Genomic DNA, 17,076 nt, shown 5'->3' with positions numbered 1-17,076 from the left:
TTCTTGTAGGAGCAGCCTTGTGCTGCGAATGGAGGGCAACGCCCTCCCAGCAATGGCTCAGCGAACGACGATCCCGCGCGAAGCCATGTAGGCCTTGGCTTCCGGAACGGTGTACTCACCAAAATGGAAGATACTGGCCGCCAACACCGCGCTGGCATGCCCTTCCAGAATCCCGTCCGCCAGGTGCTGCAGGTTACCCACCCCACCCGACGCAATCACCGGAATCCCCAGCGCATCGCTGATGGCCCGGGTAACGCCCAGGTCAAAGCCGTTCTTCATGCCGTCCTGGTCCATGCTGGTCAGCAGGATCTCACCGGCACCCAGGCCTTCCATCTTCTTCGCCCACTCCACCGCATCCAACCCGGTCGGCTTGCGCCCGCCATGGGTGAAAATCTCCCAGCGCGGCGTTTCACCCGGCGCGGAGACCTTCTTGGCATCGATGGCAACAACGATGCACTGCGAACCGAAACGGTCCGCCGCCTCGCCCACGAACTCCGGGTTGAACACCGCAGCCGTGTTGATCGAGACCTTGTCGGCACCGGCATTGAGCAGGTTGCGGATGTCCTGCACGGTGCGCACGCCACCGCCCACGGTCAGCGGGATGAACACTTGGCTGGCCATGCGCTCGACGGTATGCAGCGTGGTGTCGCGGCCATCGACGCTGGCGGTGATGTCGAGGAAGGTGATTTCGTCGGCACCCTGCTCGTTGTAGCGACGGGCAATTTCTACCGGGTCGCCGGCATCACGGATGTTCTCGAACTTGACGCCCTTGACCACCCGGCCGTTGTCCACGTCCAGGCAAGGGATGATGCGCTTGGCCAGTGCCATGGTTCAGTCCTCAGCCTTGGTAGTTGTCGCAGAAGGCCTGGGCCTCGGCGACATCGAGGGTGCCTTCGTAGATGGCACGGCCAGTGATGGCGCCGATGATGCCAGGGGCCTTGGCGTCCAGCAGGGCCTTGATGTCGCCCAGGTTGTGAATGCCACCCGATGCGATCACCGGAATGCGCGTGGCTTCGGCCAGGGCTTTGGTGAAGGGCACGTTGCAGCCCTGCATCATGCCGTCCTTGGCGATGTCGGTGTAGACGATCGCCGAGACACCATCGGCCTCGAAACGCTTGGCCAGGTCGATGACCTGAACAGTGCTGACTTCAGCCCAGCCGTCGGTGGCGACGAAGCCGTCCTTGGCGTCCAGGCCAACGATGACCTTGCCCGGGAAGGCCTTGCAGGCCTCGGCGACGAACTCTGGCTGTTTGACCGCCTTGGTGCCGATGATGACGTAGCTGACGCCCGCCTTGACGTAATGCTCGATGGTTTCCAGCGAGCGAATGCCGCCGCCGATCTGGATCGGCAGGGTCGGGTAACGCTTGGCGATGGCGGTAACCACTTCGCCGTTGACCGGCTGGCCTTCGAAGGCGCCGTTGAGGTCGACCAGGTGCAGGCGGCGGCAGCCACCCTCGACCCATTTGGCGGCCATGCTCACCGGGTCATCGGAAAATACCGTGGAGTCTTCCATGCGGCCCTGGCGCAGGCGCACGCAGGCACCGTCCTTCAGATCGATAGCGGGGATAATCAGCATCTTGGGAACCTGTCTATTTGTTGGGTTTCAGGGCTTCTCGAGTGCCCACAGGTCGCTCTCGATGCTCTCGAACCGCTCCTTGAGGTGCAGCTGAACATCGGCAATCGCCCTGTTGTAGTAATGGGGTGCAATCTCTTTGCTGAACAGGTCGAGGACCTCGGCCACTTCAAACGACCCCAGCTGCAGCTCGAAACGGTCTTCGAGAAAACGCTTGAGCGTATCGAGCGCCTCGCGCTCCTGCTCGGGGGCCAGGGTAATGATCGGGGCCTTGGTCTTCGATCGGCTCATTTACCAGCGCCCGTCCCAGGCGACGAAGTTCTGCAGCAACTGCAGGCCATGGGTATGGCTCTTCTCTGGGTGGAACTGCACGGCAAAGCGCGAGCCGTCGGCCAGCGCGGCGGCGAAGTCGACGCCATAGTGGCCGCGACCGACCACTTGGCTCGGCTTGCCGGCATTGATGTAGTAGCTGTGCACGAAATAGAAACGTGCGCGGTCAGGGATGTCGTGCCACAGCGGATGGTGGTTGGCCTGGCTGACTTCGTTCCAGCCCATGTGCGGCACCTTCAGGTGCTCGCCATCCTCTTGCAGGCCCTTGCCGAAAAACTTCACCTGGCCTGGGAACAGGCCGATGCAGTCGACGCCGTTGTTCTCTTCACTGTGTTCGAGCAGCGCTTGCATGCCGACACAGATGCCGAGGAACGGGCGGTCCTGGCTGACTTCACGCACCAGGCTGTCGAAGCCCAGGCGACGGATTTCGGCCATGCAGTCGCGAATCGCGCCCACGCCTGGGAACACCACGCGGTCAGCCTCGCGGATCACCGCGGCGTCGCTGGTGACCAGCACCTTGCCGGCGCCGACATGCTCGAGCGCCTTGGCCACCGAGTGCAGGTTGCCCATGCCATAGTCGATTACGGCTACCGTCTGCATTTACAGGCATCCCTTGGTGGAAGGCATCTGCCCGGCCATGCGCTCGTCCAGGGTAATGGCCATGCGCAGCGCGCGGCCGAACGCCTTGAACACGGTTTCGATCTGGTGGTGGGTGTTGTGGCCACGCAGGTTGTCGATGTGCAGGCTCACCAGGGCGTGGTTGACGAAGCCCTGGAAGAACTCCTGGAACAGGTCGACATCGAAGCCACCGACCGTGGCGCGGGTGTACGGCACGTGCATCTGCAGGCCTGGGCGGCCAGAGAAGTCGATGACCACACGCGACAGCGCTTCGTCCAGCGGCACATAGGCATGGCCGTAGCGGAAGATGCCTTTCTTGTCGCCGATCGCCTGGGCAAATGCCTGGCCCAGGGTGATACCGACGTCTTCGACGGTATGGTGATCGTCGATGTGCAGGTCACCCTTGCACTCGATGTCCAGATCGATCAGCCCATGTCGGGCGATCTGGTCGAGCATGTGTTCAAGGAAAGGCACACCGATATCAAATCGGGCCTTGCCGCTGCCATCTAGGTTGATCGAGCACTTGACCTGGGTTTCCAGGGTATTGCGCTCGACGGAAGCCTTACGTTCGACCATCACCAGCTCCGCAAAATCATTGGGCGAAAAGGGCTCCATTATAGGCCCAGAACGCGCCAGCTTGAAACGCGGATGACATATGGCAAAGCAAGCAATGACGGGGGGTAGATGCCGTTACAGGTCTATACAAGCTGTGAATCTGGGGCTGCGTTGCAGCCCTTTCACCGGCTCTTGCACCCAACCACGCCCTTGTAGGAGCGGCCTTGCGCCGCGAAAGGGGCGCACAGCGCCCCCCTACCTTCAATGGAACAGTACAGCCGTCTTCTGCAGCGTAATCCACACCCCCCAAGCCAGCGGCACAACCACCGCAGCCCAGGCGATCAGCACCAACGGCAAGCTGCCCGGCGCGGCATGCCACTCCAGCGAACGCGCGCCATCGGCACCCTTGTCATGGCTCAGCGCACGCTCGGCGGCCAGTTGCTGGTCGCTCATGAAGTGCTTGTCGGCCACCGGGCGAATCAGCATGTTGCAGATAAAGCCCAGCACCAGCAGGCCCGCGAGGATATACAGGGTCATGTCATACGCCGCCGCGCGCTCAACGCCCGCCGCCAGCTGCGACTCGCGCAGGTAGGTGATCAGCACCGGCCCCAGCACGCCCGCCGCCGCCCAGGCCGTCAGCAGGCGCCCATGAATCGCACCGACCATCTGCGTGCCGAACAGGTCGGCCAGGTACGCCGGCACCGTGGCAAAGCCACCACCGTACATCGACAGGATGATGCAGAACGCCGCCACGAACAGCGCCACGTTGCCCAGGTGGCCCATGTTCGGCACCAGGCTGTAGAGGCCCACGCCCAAGGCGAAGAAGGCAAAGTAGGTGTTCTTGCGGCCAATGTAGTCAGAGAACGACGCCCAGAAGAAGCGCCCGCCAATGTTGAACAGGCTCAGCAAGCCAGTGAAGCCCGCTGCGATGGCGGCAATTTGCGCCAGCTGGGTGGCGTTCAGTTCGCTGAAGCTCAGCTCGTTGCCCAGCAACTTGCCGGCGAACACTTCCTGCAACAGCGGCGACGCCATGCCCAGAATACCGATGCCTGCCGAGACGTTCAGGCACAGCACCAGCCACACCAGGGCGAACTGTGGGGTTTTCCAGGCCACGCTGACGTGCACATGGCGGTCGGTGACCATGCCATTGCCGGCCTTTTTCGCCGGGGCGGTCCAGCCCTCAGGCTTCCAGCCGGTCGGTGGCACGCGGTAACCCAGGGCGCCGGCCGTCATGAACACGAAGTAGATCGCCGCCATCACCACGAAGCTCTGCCATACCCCGACGTCTTCTGCGCTGCCAAAGTGGCCCATCAGCGCGGTCGCCAGGGGGGCGCCGACCATCGCGCCACCGCCAAACCCCATGATCGCCATGCCGGTGGCCATGCCGCGTTTGTCCGGGAACCACTTGATCAGCGTCGAGACCGGCGAAATGTAGCCCAAGCCCAGGCCAATGCCGCCGATCACACCAGAGCCCAGCCACATCAGCCACAGCTGATGGGTCTTCACCCCAATCGCCGAGATCAGCATGCCGCCGCACCAGCACAGCGCCGACACCAGCCCGGCCTTGCGCGGCCCGGCGTGTTCCAGCCAGCCGCCAAGCACCGCGGCTGAGCAGCCGAGGAACACGAAGAACAAGGTGTAGATCCAGCTCAGCATCGAAATCGGCCAGTCGCACTCGGCGCTGAACAGGCGGGCGATGAACCCCATGTCCGCCGAGCAGGCCACCGGCGCGGTGATGCCGATGGCTTGCGACAAGGGCAGCCAGAACACCGAGAAGCCGTAGGCCATGCCGATACACAGGTGGATAGCCAAGGCGGCCGGTGGCACCAGCCAACGGTTGAAGCCCGGACGGGCGATGATGCGCTCCTTCGACAGGAAGCTCGGCGCACCGGCCAAGGTGCCCGCCGTGACGTTACTGCTCATGGGTTTGATCCTTTTTGTATGGCCTTTACTGGGCGACGCACCGCGACAATGGGTCGCGGGCACACCGAAAGCGGCGCAAGGTTACCAGCACCCGGTGGGATGAAAGCAATCTGATATCGTGGATTTTTCTGTAGCTGAAACGGTATTTCGGTTCGCCTGTACCGGCCTCTTCGCGGGGCAAGCCCGCTCCCACATGATCGGATGAACCCTGTGGGAGCGGGCTTGCCCCGCGAAGAGGCCGGTACAGGCAACACAAAAGGAACTGCGAGAACTGCGGCTGTCGAAAGCCGCAACATCTGATCCATTCGTAGGGAAATGCCCTGTATCTCTTGCCGGATACGCAGGGATAAGCACTGCGGCGCTATACTCTGCCGCTGAAATTCAAATCGGACTACAAGGACTCGCCCATGAAAGCGTTCGGCAAAATCCTGGGACTGGGGCTTCTCGGGTTGCTGCTGATCATCGTGGCGCTGGGCTTCGCCCTGACCCACCTCTTTGATCCCAACGACTACAAAGACGAGATTCGCCAGCTGGCACGCGACAAGGCTCATGTCGAGCTGACCCTCAACGGTGACATCGGCTGGAGCCTGTTCCCGTGGTTGGGCCTGGAGCTGCATGACGCGAGCATCGCGACCTTGAGCAAACCCAGCGAGCCGTTCGCCGACCTGAAGATGCTCGGCCTGTCGGTACGCGTGCTGCCGCTGCTGCGCCGCGAAGTGCAGATGAGCGATGTGCGCGTCGAAGGCCTGAACCTGACCCTGGCCCGCGACGAAAATGGCCATGGCAACTGGGAAGACATCGGCAATCCATTGCCCGCCCCTAACGGCGCCCCAACCGATACACCGGCCCAGGCACCTGCCGAACAGGCCCCAGCGCAAGCCGACAGCGGCAGCGAGCGTGCGGTCAAACTCGACATCGACAGCCTGACCGTGAACAACGCCCGCGTGCAGTACACCGATGCCAAAAACGGCCAGAGCTACAGCGCCGAAAGCATCCAGCTGAGCACCGGCCCGGTCCACGAAGGCGCGAACATTGCGCTTAAGGCGAGTGCCTTCCTCAGTGCCACCCACCCGAGCATCAAGGCCCGCACCGAGCTTGCCGGCGAACTGCGCTTTGACCGCAAGCTCAAGCGCTACAACTTCGAAGACATGCGCCTGTCGGGCGAAACCTCGGGCGAGCCGTTTGCCGGCAAGACCGTGACCTTCGCCGCGCAAGGCCAACTGCTGGTCGACCTGGCAGCCAATGTCGCTTCGTGGAACGGCCTGAAAATTTCGGCCAACCAGCTGCGTGCACTGGGTGAACTGAACCTGCGCGACCTGGACAAGGCACCGCAACTCAGCGGCGGCCTGTCGATCGCCCAGTTCGACCTGCGCACCTTCCTCGACGGCATCGGCCGCCCGCTGCCCGCCACGAACGACCCTGCCGCGTTCACCAAGCTGGAACTGGTCACCCGCCTGCAAGGCACGTCGAACAGCCTGGCCCTGGCAGACCTGGCCGTGAAGCTGGACGACAGCACCTTCACCGGCCGCGTGGCCGTCGAAGACTTCGCCAAACAGGCCCTGCGCCTGCAACTGAAGGCCGACACCTTCGACGCCGACCGCTACCTGCCCGCCAAGAGCGAACAAGCCAAAGGCGCCACCGCCGCCCGCCAGGCCGAAGTCAACCAACAGGAAGCCAGCGCCGTGGCCGGTGCCAGCAGCTCCCCGCTGCCCAACGCCCCGACCCAGGTCGCCTGGAGCGACGACAAGCTGCTGCCGGTGGACCGCCTGCGCGCCCTCGACCTGCAGGCCGACCTGACGTTCGGCGCACTGACCCTGGACAAACTGCCCATTCAGGATGCCCAGCTCAAGGCCACCGGCCAAGGCGGCCTGGTGACCCTGCAGACCCTGCGCGGCGGCCTCTACAATGGCAGCTTCGAGGCAAAGGGCACCGTCGATGTGCGCCCTGCCGTGCCGCAGCTTGGCGTCAATACCAAGATCAACCGGGTACCGGTGGAACACTTCATCAAGGCCGAGGGCAAAGAGCAAACGCCACCGGTCAAGGGCCTGCTGACCCTGACCAGCGACCTGACCGCGACCGGCAACAGCCAGAAGGCACTGGTCGACACCCTCAATGGCAGCGCCAACTTCACCATCAACGATGGCGTGCTGGTCAATGCCAACCTTGAACAGCAACTGTGCCAGGCCATTGCCACCCTGAACCGTAAAACGCTCAGCGGCGAACCGCGCGGCAAGGACACGCCCTTCGAGGAACTGCGTGGCAGCCTGGTGGTGCGCAATGGCGTGGCCAGCAACCCAGACCTCAAGGCCCGCATCCCAGGCCTGACCGTCAACGGCCACGGCGACCTCGACCTGCGCGTGCTGGGCATGGACTACAACGTTGGCGTGGTCGTCGAAGGCGACCAACGCGCCATGCCGGACCCGGCCTGCCAGGTCAACGAGCGCTATGTCGGCGTTGAAGTACCGCTGCGCTGCCGCGGCCCGCTGGAGCTTGGCGCCAAGGCCTGCCGCCTGGACCAGGACGGCCTGGGCAAGGTCGCTGCAAAACTGGCCGGCAACCGCCTGAAAGACAAGATTGATGAAAAACTCGACGAAAAACTCGGAGACAAAGTGAGCCCTGAACTCAAAGATGCGCTCAAGGGGCTGTTCAAACGATGAGCCCCGAGCAGTTCTCCAGCGCCGTGCTGGACTGGTATGACGCGCACGGCCGACACGACCTGCCCTGGCAACAGGGCATCAACCCGTACCGGGTATGGGTGTCGGAAATCATGTTGCAGCAGACCCAGGTCAGCACCGTGCTCAACTACTTCGACCGCTTCATGCAGGCCCTACCCACCGTGCAGGCCCTGGCCGAAGCGCCGGAGGACGAAGTGCTGCACCTGTGGACGGGCCTGGGCTATTACACCCGCGCGCGCAACCTGCAGAAGGCCGCGAAAATCGTCGTCGAGCAGCATGGCGGCGAGTTCCCGCGCAGTGTTGAGCAACTGACCGAACTGCCTGGCATCGGCCGCTCCACCGCCGGTGCCATCGCCAGCATCAGCATGGGCATCCGCGCGCCCATCCTGGACGGCAACGTCAAGCGCGTGCTGGCCCGCTTTACCGCCCAGGCCGGCTACCCCGGCGAGCCCAAGGTGGCCAACCAGCTGTGGGCCAGCGCAGAGCGCTACACCCCGCAGACCCGCGCCAACCACTACACCCAGGCGATGATGGACATGGGCGCCACGCTGTGTACCCGCAGCAAGCCCAGCTGCCTGATCTGCCCGCTGCAACGCGGCTGCGAAGCGCACCTGCACGGCGAAGAAACCCGCTACCCCGAGCCTAAGCCACGCAAGGCGCTGCCGCAACGCCGGACGCTGATGCCACTGCTGGCCAACCACGAAGGCGCGATCCTGCTGTACCGCCGACCGTCCAGCGGCCTGTGGGGTGGTTTGTGGAGCCTGCCGGAGCTTGAGAACATCGAACAGCTCGACGACCTCGCCTACCAGCATGGCCTGCGCCTGGCAGATAGCCGCGCCCTAGACGGCCTGACCCACACCTTCAGCCACTTCCAGCTGGCGATCGAGCCCTGGCTGGTGAAGGTCGACCCGGTCGGCCAGCACGTGGCCGAGCCCGACTGGCTCTGGTATAACCTCGCCACCCCGCCGCGCCTGGGCCTCGCTGCCCCGGTCAAGAAGTTGCTCAAACGCGCGGCCGACGAACTGATTGCAGGAGATGCCCGATGACCCGCACCGTGATGTGCCGCAAGTACAAAGAAGAACTCCCAGGCCTGGAGCGCCCGCCCTACCCAGGTGCCAAGGGCCAGGACATCTTCGATCACATCTCGCAGAAGGCCTGGGCCGACTGGCAGAAGCACCAGACCATGCTGATCAACGAAAAGCGCCTGAACATGATGAATGCCGAGGACCGCAAATTCCTCCAGGCCGAGATGGACAAGTTTTTCGCTGGCGAAGAATACGCCCAGGCCGAAGGCTACGTTCCGCCTGCTGAATGACCCCAAAAAACGTAAGCGACGGAATTAATTTAAAATTTTTTCAAAAAGTCGTTGACGGACGGTCTGGAAATCTATTTAATTCACCTCGTCGCCCAGATAGCTCAGTCGGTAGAGCAGAGGATTGAAAATCCTCGTGTCGGCGGTTCGACTCCGTCTCTGGGCACCACCTTCAGCTTCTGGTGGTTGCAAAGTTACCCGAAGCGACAACAAGAAACCCGCCTAGTGCGGGTTTTTTGTTGCCTGCGATTTTTGCAGTGGCCACCTGCAACCCCGCCAAATAAAAAGCCCTCTGAGCAATGCACAGAGGGCCTCGTCACAAATCAGCCATTACGCCTGGCTATCGAATTCCTCGGGGGTCATCTGCCCCCGATAGGAAATGCTCAGCAGCGCCCTAGCGTCATCAACAGATGCGACCGCCTTGGCCAACTCCGCCTCGGTGATCTTGTACTCGTCCAGGGCCAGGGTAAGCCAATCGTTGTAACCGGTGCCGTCGTTGCTGACACAGCTCAACACCAGGTGAAAGTAATGCTTCATGGGTAAGTCTCCTGTTAGCCCCACCTAAGCGTAGGCAGATCAGGCTATTGCGCCCGCCCTTTAAGTATCAGGTGGAAACCACCCACCTGAGGCTGAGGCCGAGCCCACCTATCCGGGTAAATTGACCCGCATCAATAAGCGCCAGGCCTGTCGCCCCTAGCATGGGAAAAGCACATCAGAACCGACAGGACCTCCATGAGCGACGACGCCACCCTGCTAGTCACATCCACCTCGAACGCCACGCCAACCAGCCCCAACCGCCGCGCACGCCCGCGCAAACCCGCCATCAAAGCCGTCGCCGACCCCGTCATCACCCAGGTCAGCCAGCAACCGGCAGCCATGGAAGTGGCCAGGGCGCCCAAGGGCAGCAACGAAGACAGCACCCGCGCACGCCTACCGGCCAGCTACCCCTACCGCACCCGCATGCACCGCCAGGAATACGAAAAGGCCAAGCACGCGCTGCAGATCGAACTGCTTAAAGTGCAGAGCTGGGCGAAGGAAACCGGACAGCGCGTGGTGATCCTGTTCGAAGGGCGCGACGCGGCGGGCAAAGGGGGCACCATCAAGCGCTTCATGGAGCACTTGAACCCACGTGGCGCGCGGATTGTGGCGCTGGAAAAGCCTTCCGAGCAGGAGAAGGGCCAGTGGTACTTCCAGCGCTACATCCAGCACCTGCCCACGGCGGGCGAAATGGTCTTCTTCGACCGCTCCTGGTACAACCGCGCCGGGGTCGAGAAGGTGATGGATTTCTGCAGCCCGCTGCAGTACCTGGAGTTCATGCGCCAGGCACCCGACCTTGAACGCATGCTGTGCAACAGCGGCATCCTGCTGTTCAAGTATTGGTTCTCGGTAAACCGCGAAGAGCAGCTACGGCGCTTCATCTCACGCCGCGACGACCCGCTCAAGCACTGGAAGCTGTCGCCCATCGACATCAAGTCGCTGGACAAATGGGACGACTACACCGCCGCCAAAGAAGCGATGTTCTTCCATACTGACACCGCCGATGCACCCTGGACGGTGATCAAGTCCGATGACAAGAAGCGCGCGCGCATCAACTGCATCCGGCACTTCCTGCACTCGCTGGATTACCCAGGCAAGGACCTGGCCGTAGCGCACGCCCCAGACCCGCTGCTGGTGGGGCGCGCATCACGCGACTTCGAAGAGGATGAAGCGCCTACCGCCGCCCACTGACAGCGGCAATCAGAAGTTGGCCATGGCGCTACAGTATTCAGCCTTGGTGGTCTGTACGGGTTGCTCCACCCCCAGCTGCCGCAGCTTGACGCCGCAGGCGCTGTAGCCGCGCACCACCACTTCGTAATCGGCGCCTTTCTGCGGCACGAAGTAGAACATGCCCAAACAGTTGGTCACGCTGTTGTAGCTGCTCCGGCCACCATCGAGAAAGTGCAAGGTGAACGGCTTGCCGGCCGGCACCAGCACTTCGCTGACCGCATCACCCTGCATGACCGGGGCGCTGGCGGGCATGCCCAGGGTTTCGCCATTGCGGTCGGCAAAACCCTCCTTCGGCACCGCGATTACCCCGGCGCCGGGGCTGTACCAGTCAACGCAATCCTTGCCCGGCACAGCGCGCACCATGCCGTCGGCAATCACCCGCAGGCGTGCCGTATCGCCTGAAGTCGGTGAGCCATAAGGCGTGTTGAACGATTTGACCGCGGCAATATTGCCGCAGCCGGCCAGCGCCACTGCCAGCAGGCAAAGCGAGATCGGTGTTTTCATCCCTGAATTCCTCATGAGTAGATGCCGGACATCCGGCCGCTTGCCTGAGACCCTCGCATGTCGCTTGGGTTTCGCGGGCAAGTGCGATTCAATACGCGCACTTTTTCAGGCACACCCAAGGATTCACCCATGGCCACCACGACCAAGCAACAGAAACGCGCCAAGCGCGCCGCCAGCAAGGCCAAGCAAAACCGCATGGTGCGCAGTGGCCAGGCGGTCAAAGCCAGCGCCGGCGACAGCGCCAGCATCGAGCAGGTGTTCAACAAGGCCATGGAGTCGGACAGCTACAAGGAGCTGTTCGACAAGATGAAGGCGGCACAGGAAACCAGCCTGGTCGCGATGATCTCGGTGTTCCTGGTCGATCCGCTGCTGGCCCTGGTGCTCAAGGGGCACAAGGAAGAGCACGCCACCGACTACATCGTGTTGGTGTTCAATGCCTACCGCACCTGGCTGGATGGCGCAGATGAAGACACCACCATGGCCTGGCTGGAAAGCGACGAGTTCCAGGAGGCGTATATCGCCGCCTCGGAAGTTGTGGCCAAGCAGCAACAGCAGCAGAAGCAGTTCGGCTAAAGAAGCCAGCACCGACCCTAGGGTAGGAGCAGCCTTGTGCTGCGAAGAGGCCGGTGAATGCACCGCAACTATTGGCTGCTTTCACGGGCCTCTTCGCAGCACAAGGCTGCTCCTACAGCGGGACGCAGAATTCGCTAGCAGGCCGTAACATGCAAAAAGGCCGCGCCCTACACAGGGCGCGGCCTTTTCATTCAAAGCAGCGCAGATCAGTTATCCAACGCCACCCGCCCAGCCGCTTCGCGCTTGCGATGCACCAGCAGCCCGGCCGCCACCACACCAATGCTCAGCAAGGCAGTGGCGATGATCTCGGCGCGGTGATCTTCACGCAGCCCCATCACCACCAGCACAGCAACGATGAAGGCGATCGTCGCCCAGGTCAGGCCCGGGAACAGCCACATCTTGAAGTCGATCTTCTCGCCACGCGCTTCACGCTGGCTGCGCATGCGCAGTTGCGACACCGCGATCACCAAGTACACCAGCAGCGCAATGGCGCCGGAGCTGGCCAGCAAGAACTCGAACACCTGGGCCGGCGCCACATAGTTGGCAAACACGCACAGGAACGCTGCCGCAGTCGACATCAGCACCGCCACATGCGGCGTACCTGCCTTGGTGGTGCGTTGCGACATGGCCGGGGCATCGCCACGCTTGCCCAGGGAGAACAGCATGCGCGAGGAGGTGTACAGCGCCGAGTTCAGGCAGCTGGTGACGGCGACAAGCACGACGATGTCGACGATCAGCTTGGCATTCGGCACACCGATGCGGCTCAGCACAGTCTGGTAAGAGCCCAGTTCAGCCAGGGCCGGATCGTTCCACGGCACCAGCGCCACGACCAGGAAGATCGACACCAGGTAGAACAAGCAGATACGCCAGATCACCGAATTGGTCGCGCGGCTGATCTGCTTGCCTGGGTCTTTGGACTCGGCAGCGGCGATGGTGACGATTTCGGTACCCATGAACGAGAACATGGTGGTCAGCATGGCGGCCAGCACTGCGCCCAGGCCATTGGGCATGAAGCCTTGGGTGTCGAACAGGTGGCTGACACCACTTACCTGGCTGCCAGGCGCCAGGCCGAACATGGCCACGCAACCCACGACGATGAAGCCAATGATCGCCAGGACCTTGAGCAAGGCGAACCAGAACTCGAACTCGCCGTAGTTCTTCACACTGCACAGGTTGGTCAGGGTCAGCACCAGCGTGATGATCAAGGAGAAGGCCCACAGATCAACAGCAGGGAACCAGGTATGCAGAATGGCCGCGGCCGCGTTGGCCTCCAGCGGAATCACCAGCACCCAGAACCACCAGTACAGCCAGCCAATGGTGAAGCCGGCCCAGCGCCCGATGGCGCGGTCGGCATAGGTAGAGAAAGAACCGGTGTCCGGTGAAGCAATGGCCATCTCGCCAAGCATGCGCATGACCAGTACGACCAAGGTACCGGCGGCGCCGTAGGCCAGCAGTACGGCCGGGCCAGCGGCGGCGATGGCGTGGCCGGAGCCAACGAACAGACCGGCGCCAATCACGCCAGCGATGGACAGCATGGTGACATGCCGCGATTTGAGCCCCTGAGCGAGGTCATTGGAATTGTTACCGCTCATAAAACTACCTTTGTAAGGAGTGGACCACTCCGACTACGGGAACGAAGCGCGCCTGGGGTTAGTTAGGCGTCGCTGCAATCGGCGGTTTCCTACCGGCAATAAGTGAGCCATCTGCTGAATGCATTCGTCAGAAAAATCTGGCAACCGTAAAGGGCGCGGCTTGCAGGGCTTTCGGCCATGCCTTGACCGAAAGGCCGCCAAATCGCCGTGCAAGGTCCGGATTACTGAAATACCCACTTACAAATGCACCAAAGGTGCTCCCAGGTAACACCTATGCACCGCTGCAATGCAGAAAAGTACAACCGGCAGGTACAACCCTGCCTGGCAAGCGTCAGCAATGGCCTAAAGGAGGATTACCCGCGAATGGTCCAAAACCGCTTCCAAGCGCGGGCCAAAGCTGGCACCATCGCGCCTTTTTTCATCAAGGCTCTGGTGTTGGGCTAGACCTTCGCGGTCATCCTCGCGACGTTGCACTGCAGCGATGCGACAATCTGCCCCGACAGCGACCCGAGCCCCTAGCGACCCTGTTGGCCGCCATAATGCCGCTATGCTAGCTTGGCGCACGCCAGGAAGGCCGCCAACAGCTGGGAACGCACCCGAACACATGAGGACCGCACATGGCTCAGGCCACGCCCGCGCTGGAAATCCGCAATCTGCACAAACGCTACGGCGAGCAGGAAATTCTCAAGGGCATTTCGCTGACCGCACGCGACGGTGACGTGATCTCCATCCTGGGGTCGTCCGGTTCCGGCAAGTCCACCTTGCTGCGCTGCATCAACCTGCTCGAAAACCCGCACCAGGGCGAAATCCTGGTGGCCGGTGAATCACTCAAGCTCAAGGCCGCCAAAAACGGCGACCTGATCGCTGCCGACAACCGCCAGATCAACCGCCTGCGCAGCGAGATCGGCTTTGTCTTCCAGAACTTCAACCTGTGGCCGCACATGTCGATCCTCGACAACATCATCGAGGCACCGCGCCGCGTGCTCGGCCAAAGCAAGGCCGAAGCCATCGAAGCCGCAGAAGCCTTGCTGAACAAGGTCGGCATTTTCGACAAGCGCCACAGCTACCCCGCGCAACTTTCCGGTGGCCAGCAACAACGTGCCGCCATTGCCCGTACCCTGGCCATGAAGCCCAAGGTCATCCTGTTCGACGAGCCAACTTCGGCGCTCGATCCGGAAATGGTCCAGGAAGTGCTAAACGTTATCCGCGCATTGGCCGAAGAAGGCCGTACCATGCTGCTGGTCACGCACGAGATGAACTTTGCCCGCCATGTGTCCAGTGAAGTCGTCTTCCTGCACCAGGGCCTGGTTGAAGAGCAAGGATCGCCGCAGCAGGTCTTCGAGAACCCGACCTCGGCGCGTTGCAAGCAATTCATGTCCAGCCACCGCTAACGGAGCAACACGAATGCAGACCTATAAGAAATTCCTCCTGGCCGCTGCCGCCACCTTGGTGTTCTCGGCAAATGCCATGGCAGCCGAAAAACTCAAAATGGGCATCGAGGCGGCCTACCCGCCGTTCAACAACAAGGATGCAAGCGGCCAAGTGGTCGGCTTTGACAAAGACATCGGCGACGCACTGTGCGCCAAGATGAAAGTCGAATGCGAAGTGGTCACCTCTGACTGGGACGGCATCATCCCGGCGTTGAACGCCAAGAAGTTCGACTTCCTGATCTCGTCACTGTCGATCACCGATGAGCGCAAGCAGGCCGTCGACTTCACTGACCCGTACTACTCGAACAAGCAGCAGTTCATCGCCCCGAAAAACGTCGATTTCAAAACCGACCGTGCCTCGCTCAAAGGCAAGACCATCGGTACCCAGCGCGCCACCCAGGCAGCGACCTGGCTGGACGACAACGGCGGCATGGACGGCGAGTTCAAGGTCAACCTGTACGATGGCCAGGAAAACGCCTACCTGGACCTGACCTCCGGCCGCCTCGACGCCATCCTCGCTGACAAGTACGCCAACTACGACTGGCTGAAGTCCGCTGCCGGCAAAAACTTCGAGTTCAAAGGCGAACCGGTGAACGACAGCGACAAGGTCGGCATTGCCGTACGCAAAGGCGACAATGAGCTGCGCAACAAGCTCAATGCCGCACTCAAGGAAATTGTCGCCGACGGCACCTACAAAAAGATCAACGACAAGTATTTCCCGTTCAGCATCTATTGATTCGCCCCGACCGGCACGCCCTTGGGCGTGCTGGTCCCTAGAACGACCCTACCCATGACTATCGACCTGCACGGATTCGGTCCGGCCCTTGCGGCTGGCACCTTGATGACCGTAAAACTGGCGCTCTGCGCCTTGCTGCTGGGGCTGATCCTGGGCCTGCTCGGTGCCCTCGCCAAAACGTCCCCGGTCAAGCCACTGCAATGGCTTGGCGGCTTCTACTCGACCTTGGTTCGCGGTGTGCCCGAACTGCTTTGGGTCCTGCTTATTTATTTCGGCACCGTTGGCATGATGAACAGCCTCGGCGAGGCGCTCAACATGCCCGGCCTTGAGCTCAGTGCCTTCGCCGCCGGCGTCATCGCCCTCGGCCTGTGCTTCGGCGCCTACGCCACCGAAGTGTTCCGTGGCGCCATCCTGGCAATCCCCAAGGGCCACCGCGAAGCCGGCCTGGCACTGGGCCTGTCCAAGGCGCGCATTCTGTCGCGGATCATCCTGCCGCAGATGTGGCGCATCGCCCTGCCTGGCCTGGGCAACCTGTTCATGATCCTGATGAAAGACACCGCGCTGGTGTCGGTCATCGGCCTGGAAGAAATCATGCGCCACGCGCAGATCGGCGTGACCATGACCAAAGAGCCGTTCACCTTCTACATGGTCGCGGCCTGCATCTACCTGGGCTTGACCGTCATCGCCATGACCGGCATGCACTTCATGGAAAAACGCGCCGCTCGCGGCTTTGCGAGGGCTGAATCATGAATTGGGAAGTCATCATCAAATGGCTGCCACGCCTGGCGCAGGGCGCGACCCTGACCCTGGAGCTGGTGACCATCGCCGTGGTTGCCGGGCTGATCCTGGCCATCCCGCTGGGCATCGCCCGCTCGTCCCGCCACTGGTACGTGCGCGCCCTGCCGTTCAGCTACATCTTCTTCTTCCGCGGTACCCCGCTGCTGGTGCAGCTGTTCCTGGTCTATTACGGCCTGGCCCAGTTCGACGCCGTGCGCAACAGTTCGTTGTGGCCTTACCTGCGCGATCCGTTCTGGTGCACCGTGCTGACCATGACCCTGCACACCGCCGCCTACATCGCCGAGATCCTGCGCGGCGCGTTGCAATCGATCCCCAAAGGTGAGATCGAAGCAGCACGGGCGTTGGGCATGTCGCGGGGCAAGACGCTGTTCTACATCATGCTGCCGCGCGCCGCCCGGATCGGCCTGCCGGCCTACAGCAACGAAGTGATCCTGATGCTCAAGGCCAGCGCCTTGGCCAGTACCGTCACCCTGCTGGAACTGACCGGCATGGCGCGTACCATCATCGCCCGCACCTACCTGCCGGTGGAGATCTTCTTTGCTGCCGGGTTGTTCTACCTGTTGATCTCGTTTGTGCTGGTGCAAGGCTTCAAACTGCTGGAGCGCTGGTTGCGGGTAGACGCCTGCCAAGGGCGCTAAACCTTACTGGCCTCTTCGCGGGCAAGCCCGCTCCCACAGGAATGCCACCGGG

The 17,076-nt window shown here is 62.2% G+C and carries 18 protein-coding genes and 1 tRNA gene; 10 read left to right on the top strand and 9 right to left on the bottom strand.

The window, feature by feature from the left end:
• Positions 1–57: 57 nt before the first annotated feature.
• The 6 genes from hisF to GIB19_RS17070 form a co-directional block, all read right to left on the bottom strand.
• Positions 58–828 carry an imidazole glycerol phosphate synthase subunit HisF gene (gene hisF / locus GIB19_RS17095; RefSeq protein WP_027594274.1) on the bottom strand — a complete coding sequence of 257 codons (771 nt, stop codon included), beginning with the start codon at positions 826–828 and terminating at the stop codon, positions 58–60.
• Between the two features lie 10 nt (positions 829–838).
• Complete coding sequence (gene hisA / locus GIB19_RS17090) at positions 839–1,576, bottom strand: 1-(5-phosphoribosyl)-5-[(5-phosphoribosylamino)methylideneamino]imidazole-4-carboxamide isomerase (RefSeq protein ID WP_016484508.1); 738 nt, start codon at positions 1,574–1,576, stop codon at positions 839–841.
• A 27-nt stretch (positions 1,577–1,603) separates the two neighbouring features.
• Complete coding sequence (locus tag GIB19_RS17085) at positions 1,604–1,864, bottom strand: DUF2164 domain-containing protein (RefSeq protein ID WP_027594272.1); 261 nt, start codon at positions 1,862–1,864, stop codon at positions 1,604–1,606.
• On the bottom strand, positions 1,865–2,503 hold the full coding sequence (gene hisH, locus GIB19_RS17080) for an imidazole glycerol phosphate synthase subunit HisH (RefSeq protein ID WP_027594271.1): 639 nt from the start codon (positions 2,501–2,503) through the stop codon (positions 1,865–1,867). It abuts the gene before it with no gap.
• Positions 2,504–3,097: an imidazoleglycerol-phosphate dehydratase HisB gene (gene hisB / locus GIB19_RS17075; RefSeq protein WP_027594270.1), complete on the bottom strand. Its 594-nt coding sequence runs from the start codon at positions 3,095–3,097 to the stop codon at positions 2,504–2,506.
• Between the two features lie 240 nt (positions 3,098–3,337).
• The gene (locus GIB19_RS17070; RefSeq protein ID WP_027594269.1) at positions 3,338–4,999 is read right to left on the bottom strand and encodes an OFA family MFS transporter; all 1,662 of its coding nucleotides are present in this window, start codon (positions 4,997–4,999) and stop codon (positions 3,338–3,340) included.
• Positions 5,000–5,406: 407 nt separating this feature from the next.
• On the opposite strand from GIB19_RS17070, the gene GIB19_RS17065 reads away from it, so the two are divergent.
• The 4 genes from GIB19_RS17065 to GIB19_RS17050 all read left to right on the top strand — a co-directional run bounded on the left by GIB19_RS17065 (position 5,407) and on the right by GIB19_RS17050 (position 9,155).
• Positions 5,407–7,656 carry an AsmA family protein gene (locus GIB19_RS17065; RefSeq protein WP_274887278.1) on the top strand — a complete coding sequence of 750 codons (2,250 nt, stop codon included), beginning with the start codon at positions 5,407–5,409 and terminating at the stop codon, positions 7,654–7,656.
• The gene (mutY, locus tag GIB19_RS17060) at positions 7,653–8,720 is read left to right on the top strand and encodes an A/G-specific adenine glycosylase (RefSeq protein WP_252826441.1); all 1,068 of its coding nucleotides are present in this window, start codon (positions 7,653–7,655) and stop codon (positions 8,718–8,720) included. The genes GIB19_RS17065 and mutY overlap by 4 nt, the downstream gene beginning before the upstream one ends.
• Positions 8,717–8,989, top strand: a complete 273-nt coding sequence (locus GIB19_RS17055; RefSeq protein ID WP_027594266.1) for an oxidative damage protection protein — start codon at positions 8,717–8,719, stop codon at positions 8,987–8,989. The genes mutY and GIB19_RS17055 overlap by 4 nt, the downstream gene beginning before the upstream one ends.
• Positions 8,990–9,079: 90 nt before the next feature.
• Positions 9,080–9,155: transfer RNA gene (locus GIB19_RS17050), tRNA-Phe, on the top strand.
• A 161-nt stretch (positions 9,156–9,316) separates the two neighbouring features.
• Here GIB19_RS17050 and GIB19_RS17045 read toward each other — a convergent pair.
• A complete protein-coding gene (locus GIB19_RS17045) occupies positions 9,317–9,523 on the bottom strand; it encodes a hypothetical protein (RefSeq protein ID WP_085273848.1) in 207 nt (68 codons plus the stop codon).
• A gap of 339 nt (positions 9,524–9,862) precedes the next feature.
• Between GIB19_RS17045 and ppk2 the strand changes: the two genes are divergently transcribed.
• The gene (gene ppk2, locus GIB19_RS17040) at positions 9,863–10,714 is read left to right on the top strand and encodes a polyphosphate kinase 2 (protein WP_225876717.1); all 852 of its coding nucleotides are present in this window, start codon (positions 9,863–9,865) and stop codon (positions 10,712–10,714) included.
• 9 nt (positions 10,715–10,723) lie between these two features.
• Here ppk2 and GIB19_RS17035 read toward each other — a convergent pair whose 3' ends face one another.
• On the bottom strand, positions 10,724–11,257 hold the full coding sequence (locus GIB19_RS17035) for a hypothetical protein (RefSeq protein ID WP_027594263.1): 534 nt from the start codon (positions 11,255–11,257) through the stop codon (positions 10,724–10,726).
• A gap of 129 nt (positions 11,258–11,386) precedes the next feature.
• On the opposite strand from GIB19_RS17035, the gene GIB19_RS17030 reads away from it, so the two are divergent.
• Entirely contained in the window at positions 11,387–11,830 is a 444-nt protein-coding gene (locus GIB19_RS17030; protein WP_027594262.1) for a hypothetical protein, read from the top strand.
• A gap of 206 nt (positions 11,831–12,036) precedes the next feature.
• Here the strand turns inward: GIB19_RS17030 and gabP are convergent, their stop codons facing one another.
• Positions 12,037–13,422: a GABA permease gene (gabP, locus tag GIB19_RS17025; RefSeq protein WP_274887277.1), complete on the bottom strand. Its 1,386-nt coding sequence runs from the start codon at positions 13,420–13,422 to the stop codon at positions 12,037–12,039.
• A gap of 617 nt (positions 13,423–14,039) precedes the next feature.
• On the opposite strand from gabP, the gene GIB19_RS17020 reads away from it, so the two are divergent.
• The 4 genes from GIB19_RS17020 to GIB19_RS17005 are packed head-to-tail and all read left to right on the top strand — an operon-like array spanning position 14,040 to position 17,024.
• Entirely contained in the window at positions 14,040–14,813 is a 774-nt protein-coding gene (locus GIB19_RS17020; RefSeq protein ID WP_027594260.1) for an ABC transporter ATP-binding protein, read from the top strand.
• A gap of 13 nt (positions 14,814–14,826) precedes the next feature.
• Positions 14,827–15,588: an ABC transporter substrate-binding protein gene (locus GIB19_RS17015; protein ID WP_099428098.1), complete on the top strand. Its 762-nt coding sequence runs from the start codon at positions 14,827–14,829 to the stop codon at positions 15,586–15,588.
• 54 nt (positions 15,589–15,642) lie between these two features.
• Complete coding sequence (locus GIB19_RS17010; RefSeq protein WP_027594258.1) at positions 15,643–16,338, top strand: ABC transporter permease; 696 nt, start codon at positions 15,643–15,645, stop codon at positions 16,336–16,338.
• Positions 16,335–17,024, top strand: coding sequence for an ABC transporter permease (locus GIB19_RS17005; protein ID WP_274887274.1), 690 nt, complete (start codon positions 16,335–16,337; stop codon positions 17,022–17,024). Before GIB19_RS17010 ends, GIB19_RS17005 begins: the two co-directional genes overlap by 4 nt.
• Positions 17,025–17,076: the final 52 nt, after the last annotated feature.

The organism is Pseudomonas sp. ITEM 17296, assembly GCF_028895205.1.
GTDB lineage: Bacteria > Pseudomonadota > Gammaproteobacteria > Pseudomonadales > Pseudomonadaceae > Aquipseudomonas > Aquipseudomonas kermanshahensis.
The sequence above is the reverse complement of the archived record's forward strand: the minus strand, read 5'-3'. Positions and strand labels throughout refer to the sequence as shown.